Source organism: Kribbella sp. NPDC023855, assembly GCF_040639475.1.
Lineage (GTDB): Bacteria > Actinomycetota > Actinomycetes > Propionibacteriales > Kribbellaceae > Kribbella.
In genome coordinates this window covers 1-13642 of sequence record NZ_JBFAAA010000028.1, presented here as the reverse complement: position 1 = coordinate 13642, position 13642 = coordinate 1, and the positions used below count along the sequence as shown (strand labels likewise).

Here is a 13642-nt window from a genome sequence, read left to right as displayed (position 1 = left end):
GGGGGCGCCGCGGGTGTGCGGCGCCCCCCCGCGCGGCCGGCGCCGGCCGCTCCTGCGTCGCGTTCCGCTCGGTCGCTCCCACCCACCCCGGGGTGAAGCCCGGCGTCGGGTTGTGGGCGCGGGCTCCTTCGTCGCCTGCTTGGTAAAGGCGGGGTGGTTGAGGGGATGCGCGCTGGGCCGGCTTCGGGTGCGGTTGCCTCCCGCGCGGCCGGCGCCGGCCGTTCCTGCGTCGCGGCCCGCTCGGTCGCTCCCACCCACCCCGGGGGTGAAGCCCGGCGTTGGGTTGTGGGCGCGGGCTCCTTCGTCGCCTGCTTGGTGAAGGCGGGGTGGTTGAGGGGGCCCCGCCTTGGGTGGGCTTCAGGTGTGGGCGCCCCGGCACCGACCTGCGCGGGGTGCTCCTGCTGAGCAAGTGGTCGGATTGTGGGGTGCTCAGATTGATGTCGTCTGTGCTGGCGAGCCGTTTCGTCTGGTGAGGCGGTTTGGTGTGCCGAGCGACAGGAGGTGGTTCGTTGCCGGACGGTCGCTCACGCTCAGCGAGGCGGTTGAGGAGCCGGAATTGCGGAGTACCTCCTGTTCTTCGGCACAGCTCAGCTGAATCCTTTGGTGGGGTCGGGGCCTCTTATTCAGGTATCGGCAATCTCGCCGGTGCAGGAGCTGGAGGTTTGGTCATGACTGTTGCCGCTATCGCTGTGGGTGCGGCTCTGCTGGTCTGCATGTGTACTGTCACCGTGCTGCGGAAGCGGAGGGGTTCGCGTGGGTGAGGGGCGTTGGCCGGACGAGGCGCTGGTCGTCGCGGCTCAGGGCGGGGACGCCGAATCGATCAGCGCGCTGGTTGCCGGGTCACATCCGCATGTCCGGCGGTTCGCTCGCTCCTTGTGCGCGACCCCGGAAGATGCTGAGGACGCCGCTCAGGAGGCGGTGATCATCCTCTACCGCAAGATCGGCACCCTGCGCGCCTCCCGGGCGTTGGCTTCGTGGATGTTCCGGATCGTTCGCAATGAGTGCGTCCGCCGGTCCCGCCTGCTCCTGCGACAGCCGTCACCGATCGTCGAGCCGCCGACCCAATCGGCCGAGGACGATGTCCTTCACCGCCTCGAGGTCGAACGGGTCGCCGCGGCCATCGCGTCCCTCCCACCGGACCAGCGCCGTGTCCTCGTACTACGAGACGTCCAAGGCCACTCAGGTCGCGAAGTGGCCAACGCCCTCGGGCTCAGCACGGCCGCGATGAAGTCGCGACTCCACCGCGCCCGGACCGCAGTACACGCCTACCTCGAGGAGCCACATGACTGACTTCGCCAGTACTTCGCTGCCTCGCCACATCGTCCGCGGCGTGATCGGCTTCGGAGCCCTCATCGGTTCCGTCGCCCTGATCCCGTTCGTCGGCTGGCTCTCCGTGCTGCTGGCTCCAGTCGGCCTGCTAGCCCTCCGCGGTTGCCCCACCTGCTGGACGATCGGCCTGATCCAAACCATCTCCAGAGGCCGCCTCCAACGCACCTGCGTCGACGGCCACTGCACCCTCACCCCCTCCTCCCCAACGACAACCTCCCGGCTCTAGCAGCCGGACCGCTCCCGAGCGAGACCCGCGCGGTCAACTCCTCGTCGCCCGCCTGCGAACGAGGTCCTGGGCAACGGCAACGCTGTCGCAATCGATGTAAACGTACGGCGACATTGTTGGTTTGTCGGCGTTCGTTGACATTTGGGGGAGCCGGTCGGGCATCTACGCTGGCTCGGTGGTGGATGAGGCGAGTTTGTTGGTGCCCGCCTGGCGGGTGACTGGGCTCAGTTGGGGTGATGGGGCCGCTGGGTTGGAGTGGGTGGGGCCTTCGGGCGCAGTACGGCGGAGTTTGTTGCGGGTCGGGGATGAGTTGGCGTTCGGGTTTGGGGCGGATCGGCGGTGTGTCGGGTTTTGGCGGTCTGGGCGGCGGATCGGGTGTTCGGTCGAGACTGCTCTTCCGCCGGGTGGGCGGAGTTCGCAGTGTCCCGACTGTCACGCGATGGAGCGGTCGAACTCGATTGCGACGGACACCCGGCTCGATGATCCGCGGCAGTTTTCCGTCTATCTCGCTCATCACGGCAGCGTGGTCAAGGTCGGGATCACGGCTGCCGAGCGTGGGGACGCGCGGCTGTTGGAGCAGGGTGCGCTGGCCTCCACCTTCATCTCCACCGGCAGCCTGCTCGGTGCTCGCCGGGTCGAGAACCTGTTGATGACCACCCTCGGTCTGCCCGATCGCGTGAGTACTACGCGCAAGCGGCGCGCCCGAGACCAACCCGGATCGGCGTCCGAGCGCGAGGCCCGCCTGATCTCCGTCGCCGAGCAGGTGTCCGAGTTGCCGTGGCCTGAGGGCCAGATTCGCGGTGAGATCGAGGTCCGCGATCACACGGCCACCTACGGTCTGCCTGCCGATGGGCTGCGACCCGCTGCGGCGCTGCAAACGCCGACACCGGATGGCGTGATCACCGGCCGGATCGCCTGCACCATCGGCACCGACCTGTACGTCGAAACGTCGGCCGGGCTCGTCTTGCTGGACACCCACGTGCTGGCCGGCTGGAGCCTCGGCCGCGCGGCGGCGGACGCAGTACTGACTGTTCCGCTCGAGAAGGTCGAATCGCCTCCGCGCGAGCTTGGACAGGACGCTCTCTTCTGAGCCGGTTGCGGGACACTGGGGTCATGAGCGTAGAGATCTGGCGGGCCGACGACCGGTTCCGGACGCGGACCGACTGGCTCGACTCACGGCACTCGTTCTCGTTCGGGCCGTACTACGATCCCGCGAACGTCGGGTTCGGCCTGCTGATGGTCCACAACGACGAAGTGGTTGCCCCAGGCACCGGATTCGACACGCATCCCCATCAGGACGTGGAGATCGTCACCTGGGTACTACGGGGTGCTCTGCTGCACCAGGATTCCGAGGGGCACAGCGGGATCATCTATCCGGGTCTGGTGCAGCGGATGAGCGCGGGCAGCGGCATTCAGCACTCCGAGCGCAACGACACCGAGGAGCCGGTCCACTACGTGCAGATGTGGGTCCGCCCCGACGAGTTCGACCTGCCGCCGTCGTACGACCAAGCGGAGGTGGACGACCGACTGGCGACTGGCGACCTGGTCCCGATCGCCTCGGGCTTACCGGAACACGCCAAGACCACAGCTGTCCGCATCAACCAAAACCGAGCAGGCCTCTCGGCAGCCCGCCTCGCCCCCGGCCAGTCAATCCAGTTGCCAACAGCACCCTACGCGCACCTCTTCATTGCTCTAGGCAACATCACGCTGGAAGATCAAGGGGAAATGGCAGCCGGCGATGCGGCGCGGGTCTTCGGTGCTGATGGGCAGCGCGCGACGGCTGGCCCCGCCGGCGCCGAAGTACTGCTCTGGACCATGACCGACTAGCTCTGCAACAACCCATGACCGACTAGCTCTGCAAACGGACGGACCGACACGAGGTCGGTCCGTCCGTGGGGTAGAAGCAAGGCGGCCGGACCGACACCAGACGCCGGTCCGTCCGCGGAGTACGCGCTAGCTCGCCGGGGTGTCGTCCTGGAGGTTGGTGGCGCCGGTCATGATGGCGACGCCTTCGGTCATCGTGTGTGACTCCGGGGTGATGACGCCGGCGCAGCGGCCGAGGCGCTGGATGTGGATGCGGTCGGCCACCTCCCAGACGTGCGGCATGTTGTGGCTGATCAGGATGACGGGCAGTCCGCGCTCGCGCAGTCCTTTGATCATTTCGAGAACCTGGTTCGACTCCTTCACACCCAGAGCCGCGGTCGGCTCGTCGAGGACGACGACCTTGCTCCCGAAGGCCGCCGCCCGGGCGACCGCGACCGCTTGCCGCTGACCGCCGGAGAGAGTTTCCACGGTCTGCTGGATGTTCTGGATCGTCTGGATGCCCAGATCCCGGACCGAGGTCGCGGCGCGCTCACGCATGCCGCGATGGTCGAGCATCCGGAAGATGCTGCCGAGCGGGCCCTTCCGGCGTTCCTCCCGGCCGAGGTACAGGTTGCTCGCGATATCGAGCGCGGGCGCCACGGCCAGCGTCTGGTAGACCGTCTCGATCCCGGCCGCCCGGGCGTCCTGCGGACCGCGGAAGGAGACCAGTTTGTCCTCGAGCCGCAGTTGCCCGGCATCGGGGATGAGGGCTCCGGTGAGGCACTTGATCAGTGTGGACTTGCCGGCGCCGTTGTCGCCGATGACGGCGAGCACCTCACCGGCGTACAGGTCGAGGTCGACACCGTCCAGGCCGATCACCCGTCCGAACGTCTTGACGAGTCCGCGGGCCGAAAGGATCGGTACTCCGAGGTTGGTGGCCTCGGGTCGATTGATCGTGGCGGTCATGAGCGCACCTTCCTGATCCACTGGTCCACCGACACGGCGACGATGACCAGGATCCCGACGGCCAGCAGCCGGTACTGCGCGTCGACGCCGGCCAGCGACAACCCGATGGTGAAGGCCTGCACGATGAGGGCGCCGAGCAGCGTGCCCAGCAGACCCCCACGGCCACCGAACAGGCTGGTTCCGCCGATGACGACGGCGGTGATGCTGTCCAGGTTGGCGTCGACGATCGCGTTCGGGCTCGCGGCGCCGGCGCGACCGATCAGGGCCCAGCCCGCGATGCCGTAGATCAGGCCCGCGACACCGTAGACACTGAACAGAACCCGGCGTGACCGGACGCCACTGAGCCGAGCGGCCTCCGGGTCGTCGCCGACCGCATAGACATGCCGGCCCCAAGCCGTCTGGCTGAGCGCGTACCCGACCACGAGGTAGAGGGCGACGACGATCAGTACGCCGGTGGTGACCGTGAACCGGCCGATCGTGAATCCTTCACCGGTCCAGTTGAGCAGGCTGGGCAGCCTGTTGTTCTGGATGCTTTGGCCACCGGAGTAGAGCAGGGCGATGGCCGTGAAGATGCTCAAGGTGCCGAGGGTGACGATGAATGGTGGCAGGCCGATGCGGGTCACCAGGAGCCCGTTCAGCGCACCGGCCGCGAGCCCCAGGATGACCCCGGCGGCCAGGGCGAGGCCGGCCGGCCAGCCGTTCTCGGCGGCCAGGGTCGCCATCACCATGGTCGACAGGATCGTGATCGCCCCGACCGACAGGTCGATCCCGGCGGTCAGGATGATCAACGTCTGACCCACGGCGAGCGCAGCGACGACAGCGGTCTGCTGCACCAGCAGCGAGAGTGCCGCGGGGTTGGAGAACCGGCTGTTCACGGCGGTGAAGCAGACCACCGTGAGCAGCAGGATTAGGGCCGGGCTGAGCGCGGGATGCTTGTGGAGCAGGTGCTGGATCCGCTGGCTCGTCGTGTGCTCCCGGCGCGCGAGCTCCTTGGCCGCGGCGCCGGGAGTGGTGCTCTGGACAGTCATCTCTTCACCTCCGCGGACGAGAACCGAACCGTCATCCCCAGCACAGCGTGCTTGCCTTGGCGGTGTCGATGCTGGTGACGCCGGCGGCGGCCTTGTCGGTCACCAGGGCGACGCCGGTGTTGTAGAAGTCGAGGCCTTCGCTGTTCTTGGGCTTCTCGCCGCCGCGCGCGATCTTCGCGATCGACTCCACGCCGAGTGCGGCCATTTTCAGCGGGTACTGCTGAGACGTCGCGCCGATGATGCCGTCCTTCACCGACTTCACGCCGGCGCATCCGCCGTCGACCGAGACCACCAGGACGCCCTCGGCCTTACCGGCTGCCTTGAGCGCGTTGTAGGCACCGACGGCGGCCGGCTCGTTGATCGTGTAGACGACGTTGATGTTCGAGTTCTTGGTCAGGCAGTTCTCCATCGCCGAGCGGCCACCGTCTTCGGCGCCCTGGGTCGGCTCGTTGCAGACGATCGAGTAGCTGCTGGAGCCGGCCGTTCCGGACTTGGCCTCGTCGCCGTTCTTCTTGGGGTCCTTGACGTCGATCCCGAGGCCGGTCAGGAAGCCCTGGTCCCGGTTGTAGTCGACGGACACGACCTTGTCGTTGAACAGGTCGAGCAGCGCGATCGTGGCCGGCTTGCCGGCCAGTTGCTTGGCCGTCCACTGGCCGATCAGCTTGCCCGCCTCGAAGTTGTCGGTGGCGAACGTGATGTCGACGGTGTCGGCCGGGTCCGGTGGCGTGTCCAGGGCGATCACGTACAGGCCAGCGTCCCGGGCCTTCTTGATCGCGCTGTTCACGCCAGGACCGTTCGGGGTGATCAGGATGCCCTTCTGTCCCTGGGCGATCGCGTTCTCGACCGCCTGGACCTGGCCCTGCTCGTCGCCGTCGGCCTTGCCGGAGGCGATGGTCAGCTCGACGTTGTTCTTGCCGGCCTCCTCCTTGGCGCCCTTCTGCATGGCCACGAAGAACGGGTTGGTGGAGTCCTTGGTGATCAGCGAGACGCCGATCTTCTCGTTCGCCGACGCGGTCGGGGTCTCGGCACCGCCGCACGCCGTCAGGGCGAGTAGTCCGAACACTGCGGACCCGGCGACGGCGAGCCGCGCGTTACGAGTGGTGAAGTGCATATCAGGTCCCATCCAAGGAGAGCGGAATGTTCTTACGTCAACGTTGACGTAAGAAGGAGAGCACCCTCCGAAGCTTGTGGTCAAGGGCTGGATCGGAAATACTGCGGCGCATGACGACAACGTTGACGCAGTCTGGATCGGATGGCGAGCGGCCCGCCAGGTCGACCATGAAGGACGTCGCTCAACTGGCCGGCGTCAGCGTCAAGACGGTGTCGCGGGTGGTGAACGGCGAGCCCGGAGCGTCAGCCGTCGTACGGGAGCGGGTACTGCGGGCCGCGGAGCGGCTCGACTACCGCCACAACCTCGGCGCCAGCACCCTACGCCGCAAGGACGCCCGGTCCGGCATCGTCGGCGCCCTGCTGCAGGACGTTGGCAACAGCTTCTCGGCGGGCCTGTTGCGTGCGCTCGAGGACACGCTTCGACCGTCCGGACTGTCGGTCCTCGCCGCCAGCCTCGACGAGGAGCCCGAGCGTGAGCGGGACATCGTCTCCGACCTGGTCGCCCGTCGCGCGGACGGCCTGGTCCTGATGCCGGCCTCTCATCGGCACGAGTACCTGCTGAGCGAGCGCCGCGCGGGACTCCCCTTGGTGTTCGTGGACCGAAGGCCGCATGGCGTGGACTGCGACTCGGTCACCATCGACAACCACCTCGGCGCGGATCTGGCGACCGCACATCTGATCGCGGGCGGGCACCGCCGCATCGCGATGCTCAGCGACCTGCACGAGATCGAGACCGCCCAGGAGCGGATCGCCGGCTACCGCGCCGCCCTCGACAAAGCACACCTACGCTTCGACCCGGAGTTGCTCGTGCACAGCGTGCGCAGCGAGGACGAAGCGGCCCGCGTCATCGCCGGACTGCTCGGTACTGCGGACCCTCCGACCGCGTTCGTCACCGGGCGGAACATCATCACCATCGGTGCGGTTCGCGCACTGCGGGCCGCGGACGTTTCCCGGACAGTCGCTCTGGTCGGCTTCGACGACTTCCCGCTCGCCGATCTGATCGAGCCTGCTCTCACCGTGATCCGGCAGGACGTCCGGCGGATCGGTACCGAGGTCGGCCGCATCCTCCTCGACCGGCTCGCCGGCGACAGCAGTCCGCCGCAACACGTAGTACTGGAACCAACCCTGGTACGCCGGGGGAGCGGCGAAATCCCTCCGCCGGCCTGACGGGTTTCCGACATGTCGTGGCCTGGCGGGTGTCTGACCCCTACCGTGAACAAACGAAAGGTCATTGCATATTTGGTGAGGAGCGGTCATGAACCGTCGGGTCGGCAGTGTGCTCGCGGGTGCCATCGCAACGGGGCTGCTCCTCGCGTCGGCGGGGATGGTGGCTGCTCAGGCCGGGCAGTCGTCGGTACAGGTGGCGTGTACTGCTCCGGCGTGGGCCGAAGGGGTCAGCTACGCCGTCGGGGCGAAGGTGACGTACCAGAGCCGGTCGTACGAGGCGCGAGCCGCGCACACTGCGCACCCGGGCGCCGGCTGGAACCCGGTCGCGGCCCCCTCGCTCTGGCTCGACCTCGGCGCGTGTGACGGCACGCCGCCCACGACACCGCCGACAACTCCTCCCACCACGCCACCTACGACTCCGCCGACCACCCCTCCCACCACGCCACCTACGACTCCGCCGACCACCCCGCCGACAACGCCTCCGACCACGCCGCCGCCGGGGGAGACGACTTGTCCGGTGAAGTCGCGGCCGGCCGGCAAGGTGCTGCACGGGTACTGGGAGAACTGGGACGGCGCCTCGAACGGCGTCCATCCGCCGTTCGGCTGGACCCCGATCACCGACTCGCGGATCGGGCAGCACGGCTACAACGTGATCAACGCGGCGTTCCCGGTGATCCTCTCCGACGGCACGGTGAAGTGGGAGGACGGGATGGACGCGTCGGTGAAGGTCGCCACCCCGGCCGAGATGTGCGCGGCGAAGGCGGCCGGCCAGACCATCCTGATGTCGATCGGCGGCGCGACCGCCGGGATCGACCTCAGTTCGTCCGCCGTCGCCGACCGATTCGTCGCGACCGTCGTACCGCTGCTCAAGAAGTACAACTTCGACGGGATCGACATCGACATCGAGACCGGCCTCAGCGGCAGCGGCAACATCAACCAACTGTCCACCTCGCAGGCCAACCTGATCCGGATCATCGACGGAGTGCTGGCCCAGATGCCGTCGAACTTCGGGCTGACGATGGCCCCCGAAACGGCGTACGTGACCGGTGGCAGCGTCACCTACGGCTCGATCTGGGGTTCGTACCTGCCCATCATCAAGAAGTACGCCGACAACGGCCGGCTGTGGTGGCTCAACATGCAGTACTACAACGGCAGCATGTACGGCTGCTCCGGCGACTCGTACTCCGCGGGCACGGTGCAGGGCTTCGTTGCTCAGACCACCTGTCTCAACAATGGTCTGGTCATCCAGGGCGTCACGATCCGCGTCCCGTACGACAAGCAGGTCCCCGGCCTCCCGGCCCAGCCCGGCGCCGGTGGCGGCTACATGTCTCCGTCGCTGGTCGCCCAGTCGTGGAACAGTTTCAACGGAGCCCTCAAGGGTCTGATGACCTGGTCCATCAACTGGGACGGCTCCAAGAACTGGACCTTCGGCGACAACGTCAAGTCCCTCCAGGGTCGCTGACTCGCTGCAAACAAAGGGTTCGCGCGTGCCGCCGTACGGATGATGAGGTGGCATGGTGACCAACCACGACCCGACGGCCCGGCCGTTGACCTTTGCTTGGGTGAGTCGGCACCTGGTGGCCGGCGAGCGGATCGTCAGCACTCGTTCGCTGCACGGCGGTATCACTGCCGAAATGCGGAACCTGACCATCGGCACGCAGTACGGGAACATCCGTCACCTCGTACTGCGAACCTTCGTCGATGTGGAGAACGCCGCGGACTCGCTGGGTCGGGAGGCCGATGCCTTGACGCTGCTCGCCGGCACCGACGTACCGGCTCCGGCGTTGGTTGCCGTTGATGCGACTGCCGTGGAGTGCGAGCACCCGTCGCTGCTGATGACGCATCTGCCCGGGCGGACTGTCCTCGACGATGAGGGACTGGAGACGCGGATCCGTTTGCTGGCCCGTCAGCTCGTGGCAATCCATGCGTTGCGTCCGGCCGAGCGGCCTCGTGAGTATGTAGCGTTGACGACCGCTGAGACCGTTGTGGTTCCGAGGAACGCCGACGCTGGGGTGTGGGCGGCGGCGATCGACGTCATCCGGCGGCCCGCACCGCCTTATGAAGGGCGCTTCCTGCACAGGGATTTCCAGCCGGGCAACGTGCTGTTCGAGGCATCTGGAGCTGCCCGTCTCACTGGCGTCGTCGACTGGGCTGCAACCTCCTGGGGGCCGACGGACCTCGACGTGGCGCACTGCTCCATCAACCTCGCACTACTGCACGGCCCGGAATGGGGCCTGCGATTCGCCGACGAGTACGAGAAGGCCGGCGGCGTGCTGGCCGCTACCGCGAGCGATCGCCTCTATTGGAAGGTGCGAGATGCGCTGGCGTCCTCGGAGGAACTAGCTGTGGTGTCGCAACCCTGGCGCGAAGCAGGAAGACCAGACCTCACCACGCAAGCCGTGGAAGAGCGACTGGATGCCTACGTCACCGCCCTGCTGAGCAGCCAGTTGTAGATCTCGTCGTACACCTCGGGTCCGGGCAGATGACCGCCTGTGTAGACGTGACCTTTGGCCGTGGGGATGTGCTCGAGGAGGTAATCGGCGTGTTCTGAGGAGACATCGGCGTCGGCGGTTCCGGACCACAGACCTACGGGTGCAGTGATCGTCGCCAGCTCGAAACCCCACGACCGAGCGAGGGCGAAGGTGTCGTCAACCCACCCATCCACGCTGTCGACAAAGGTCGCCCGCAACCGCGCCATAGCGTCCGAATCATCCCGCGCCGCCGGTCCCGCCCCGTTGGGCAACTCCGGACCGCCACCGTCGATGCGCCCCATGATCTCCGCCGCAACCTCAGCAATCCGACCCCGCAACTCCCCTTCCTCAAGCACCGGCACACCCACATCCGCCGGCTTCACCCCAGACAGCACGGCACACGAGGTGACCCGGTCGCCAAGTAACGCCGCACAAGCAAGCGCATGCGGCCCACCCCCCGACCCACCAAACACCCCAAACCGCCCCCACCCCTGCGCATCAGCAAGCGCCCGCACATCATCCACCGCATCAGCCACCGCCCGCCCCGGCCGCCGCGTCGACCCCCCATACCCAGGCCGGTCATAAACCAACACCCGCAGCCCACTACGCCCCATAACCTCAACCAACGCCGGCCACTTCCACCGACTACTAGGCGACCCGCCATGAAAAACCACCGGCCACCCATCCACCGGCCCGTACAAGCAGTACCGCAAGACACTCCGGTCCGCCCGCACCAACTCCACCGTCTCAACCTGAGCCACACCCCCATCCAACCAGGCTGGAGTGTGGGCGAGTGTTGACAACGCAAGCCGTCGAGTCAGTCAGTCGACCAGAAGAGTTTTTGTTGCAACCAGGAGTGCCGCTTTGCAGTACTCCGGTTTCGGGTGGCTCGGCGACGGTGTGCCACCTAGTACCCGCTGAGCGGGCGACGGAGGAGCGCGCGACCAGGGGTGGGTGGGATCGGGCGGAGAGGGGAGCGACGGGGAGCGGACGTCGGAGCTCGCGTGGGGGAGTACACAGGAAAACGGGACTGCGGCCGCTCGGTGGGTCGTCGTACCGGCGTTCGGTCGGATCCGAGTGTGCTCGCTAGACCTTATCGAATGGATCAGCGGATCCTGCCGAACTGGTCTGAACGGTAAAGGATAAGACCCACTTGAGACCTCTCGGCCCGCCACTGGCCCGCGTCCGGTCTCTGGGCCCTTAGCAGGCGATTAAAGTCATTCAATCCCACTGGAATGATATTCCATATACTTCGCGCGGCTGGCATCTTTCAATAAATGTATGGGCAATTGACCGACCGCTTATAGGAAGCCAGCGATCGCTGCCTTTAGGCGGGAGCGCCCTTCGTTCTCCCAGGGTTTGCTCCGCGTGCCACCAGCACCCGCGAGGTACATGTCCTTCATCAAATTGGATGCGAATGGTAAGACCACTGACTGGAAGGACTCCATCGATCAGTCTACCTGGCGCGATCCCATGATGATCGATCTCGACGTCCACACCTTCACGTTCGGCCACTAATTTGTTATCAATCGCTTCTGATGAGAAGAAGTGCTTTTCGTTCATCCGCAACGAGCGCGGGAACACAAGCCTCGTCAGTACTGGTTCACCGTGTTTGCGAGGTGTCAGCCTCACGGCTCTGCAGCCCCAAACCGCGCGGACCTCAGGAGAGAGCCCAATAAAGCCTGCGGACGCGACCGCGACATAGCTCTTAAGTCCGTCAATCCTGGCGGTAACCAGCCGCTCGGTAATCCGACGATGTGCTGTTCTCCGTTTCATGATAACCGTGGTGATCATTAGGTCTATAAACAGAGGCTGAGTTCTCGTGGATGGCTGCTGGGCCTGAGAGCGAGCCCGGCCTGAAGTGCTTTTTACTTTAGAAACGGGCGCGGTTTCGCTGCTTCTGTCTCTTTGGGCGTCGCTGCCGCCTCGCTCGGCTTCTACCTCAAACGTAACGAGTTGACCGGTATCGAGTGGTCTTCTGGTTGCCGAGGGATCAATTTCAGTCACCTGTTCGGCATAGAATTCGCTCTCCATGTGCCGGGCGACATCTGCGTAGAACGCCCATCCGGAACCGTCCTCCGCGAGCATACTTAGTTGAGTGGTGAGAATCGGCACGAGACGCTTGGTGAGGGCGTCTGTCCACGCCTTATGGATTGGGGTTGTCGTGGCCGGATTTCCAAAAACAGAGCCGAGATTGGCCCTCAGCTGCAAAAAACGCCCACCGAGGGTAGGTGCCCATGGTTCCGTGATCTCCTGTCGTCGAGGCAGTCGAAATGCTGCCCGCAGCGCATTCCTGCCACGTGAGTTTTCTGAGGGCCCGAACTTCTCGATTTCGTGGATGATCAGCCCCCATGCCGCGAATGCGCGAGAATGGAGAGTGCCAGCTGGCATGGACGCTGTTGGTTCGACGATCAGTCGAAGCGCTGCAGCAACTTCGGTGCTGGGGTCCACAAGCGCGTACATGAACAGCTCTGTTGGGAGGGCTTCGTTCCTGGTCGCGAGCCATCGGAGCGCATCCTCTAGGGATGACGAGGGGTTCTGTGTTCGTCGCACTGGCCGCTCCTGCCCACGCTCGTCTCACCGCAGATGACGACAGACGACCACAGATGGCGACAGCTGACAAGAGCCCACGATATCTCGCTATTGAATGACTAAAAAGAACTATTTCATATTATGGCACGCGCTGCTTTTACTGGCCTACTATCTGAAGTGTGCTGGCGGTTAGTCGAGGTGCAATGAACAGGAGTTAGCGATGATAAAGGGGATGAAAGGTGTGGTGCCTGGGTCATCTTCGCCCGGCCCGCAATGGAGTATGAAGGCGTTGAGGCGGTCAGTGAGCAGCGTCCTGGGGGCGATCGGCCTGCTGTACCTGCAGACTGGTTCGTTGGCTGTGACTATCGTCGGAGCCCTCGTGGTAGTAGTCGCAGGGGTGCTCTTTCTGGTCTGCGGGCGCCACTCTTTGTGGCAGTAGCCGGCGGGGTCGAGGGCTCTCAAGTGGGTCTCATAAGTGCCCGTCCAAGGGCCGCTTGCCAGTGTCGAACGTCATTGGAGCGAGGCGAGGAGTTGCACCTGATCTTCTCCGGACGTCGGTCGGCTAAGACCGGGGCGCCGGGCCCGGTCGGTCGATGCGGTGCAAGTGATTCGCAGTACTCCGAGCCTAGGCGCGGGTGGGAGCACGCGACGTAGGAGCGCGCAGGGAAGCCGGGCGGGTCGGTCGATGGGGTGCGGCCGATTCGCAGAACCTCAAGACCGGGGCGCTTCGCGTCGGCGGGCCACCTGGTTTTCGCTGAGCGCGCGACGCAGGAGCCGCGACTCGGGTTGGGTGGGATCACGCGACTGGGGAGTGCCCGACTAGCAGTACGCCCGAGCTGAGCCGCTTCGCGATGGCGAGTACCTAGTACTCGCTGAGCGGGCGACGGAGGAGCACGCGAGCCGGGTGGGCGGGAGTGGGCTTGCCCCCGTTGGGTGGACACCTTGTCTGGCGAGATGTTGATCTCGTGGGAAGGATGTCGTTATGGGTAAGGCGAGGAAGTACACGCCGG

Annotated in this window: 12 protein-coding genes; 7 read left to right on the top strand and 5 right to left on the bottom strand. The window is 65.8% G+C overall.

Annotation, left to right across the window (positions count from 1 at the left end; translation table 11 throughout):
* Window positions 1-753 precede the first annotated feature (753 nt).
* From AB0F51_RS39780 to AB0F51_RS39765, 4 genes are all read left to right on the top strand, one after another.
* Window positions 754-1290, top strand: coding sequence for an RNA polymerase sigma factor (locus AB0F51_RS39780; RefSeq protein WP_360289091.1), 537 nt, complete (start codon window positions 754-756; stop codon window positions 1288-1290).
* Entirely contained in the window at window positions 1283-1555 is a 273-nt protein-coding gene (locus tag AB0F51_RS39775) for a hypothetical protein (protein WP_360289089.1), read from the top strand. The genes AB0F51_RS39780 and AB0F51_RS39775 overlap by 8 nt, the downstream gene beginning before the upstream one ends.
* Window positions 1556-1994: 439 nt before the next feature.
* Entirely contained in the window at window positions 1995-2645 is a 651-nt protein-coding gene (locus AB0F51_RS39770; RefSeq protein WP_360289087.1) for a DUF2797 domain-containing protein, read from the top strand.
* A gap of 23 nt (window positions 2646-2668) precedes the next feature.
* Complete coding sequence (locus AB0F51_RS39765; protein WP_360289085.1) at window positions 2669-3382, top strand: pirin family protein; 714 nt, start codon at window positions 2669-2671, stop codon at window positions 3380-3382.
* A gap of 126 nt (window positions 3383-3508) precedes the next feature.
* On the opposite strand, the gene AB0F51_RS39760 is transcribed toward AB0F51_RS39765, so the two are convergent.
* The 3 genes from AB0F51_RS39760 to AB0F51_RS39750 are packed head-to-tail and all read right to left on the bottom strand — an operon-like array spanning window position 3509 to window position 6463.
* Complete coding sequence (locus AB0F51_RS39760; protein ID WP_360289083.1) at window positions 3509-4324, bottom strand: ATP-binding cassette domain-containing protein; 816 nt, start codon at window positions 4322-4324, stop codon at window positions 3509-3511.
* Window positions 4321-5352, bottom strand: a complete 1032-nt coding sequence (locus AB0F51_RS39755) for an ABC transporter permease (protein ID WP_360289081.1) — start codon at window positions 5350-5352, stop codon at window positions 4321-4323. The genes AB0F51_RS39760 and AB0F51_RS39755 overlap by 4 nt, the downstream gene beginning before the upstream one ends.
* Before the next feature lie 31 nt (window positions 5353-5383).
* Complete coding sequence (locus AB0F51_RS39750) at window positions 5384-6463, bottom strand: substrate-binding domain-containing protein (protein ID WP_360289079.1); 1080 nt, start codon at window positions 6461-6463, stop codon at window positions 5384-5386.
* Window positions 6464-6573: 110 nt separating this feature from the next.
* Between AB0F51_RS39750 and AB0F51_RS39745 the strand changes: the two genes are divergently transcribed.
* From AB0F51_RS39745 to AB0F51_RS39735, 3 genes are all read left to right on the top strand, one after another.
* Window positions 6574-7629: a LacI family DNA-binding transcriptional regulator gene (locus AB0F51_RS39745; RefSeq protein WP_360289077.1), complete on the top strand. Its 1056-nt coding sequence runs from the start codon at window positions 6574-6576 to the stop codon at window positions 7627-7629.
* 88 nt (window positions 7630-7717) lie between these two features.
* Window positions 7718-9091: a glycosyl hydrolase family 18 protein gene (locus AB0F51_RS39740; RefSeq protein ID WP_360289075.1), complete on the top strand. Its 1374-nt coding sequence runs from the start codon at window positions 7718-7720 to the stop codon at window positions 9089-9091.
* A gap of 52 nt (window positions 9092-9143) precedes the next feature.
* Window positions 9144-10082 carry an aminoglycoside phosphotransferase family protein gene (locus tag AB0F51_RS39735; protein WP_360289073.1) on the top strand — a complete coding sequence of 313 codons (939 nt, stop codon included), beginning with the start codon at window positions 9144-9146 and terminating at the stop codon, window positions 10080-10082.
* Here AB0F51_RS39735 and AB0F51_RS39730 read toward each other — a convergent pair.
* Window positions 10049-10774 (bottom strand): alpha/beta hydrolase, encoded by a 726-nt coding sequence (locus AB0F51_RS39730; protein WP_360289093.1) that lies wholly within the window; start codon window positions 10772-10774, stop codon window positions 10049-10051. The genes AB0F51_RS39735 and AB0F51_RS39730 overlap by 34 nt on opposite strands.
* Before the next feature lie 547 nt (window positions 10775-11321).
* Window positions 11322-12563, bottom strand: coding sequence for a hypothetical protein (locus AB0F51_RS39725; RefSeq protein ID WP_360289071.1), 1242 nt, complete (start codon window positions 12561-12563; stop codon window positions 11322-11324).
* Between the last annotated feature and the right edge of the window lie 1079 nt (window positions 12564-13642).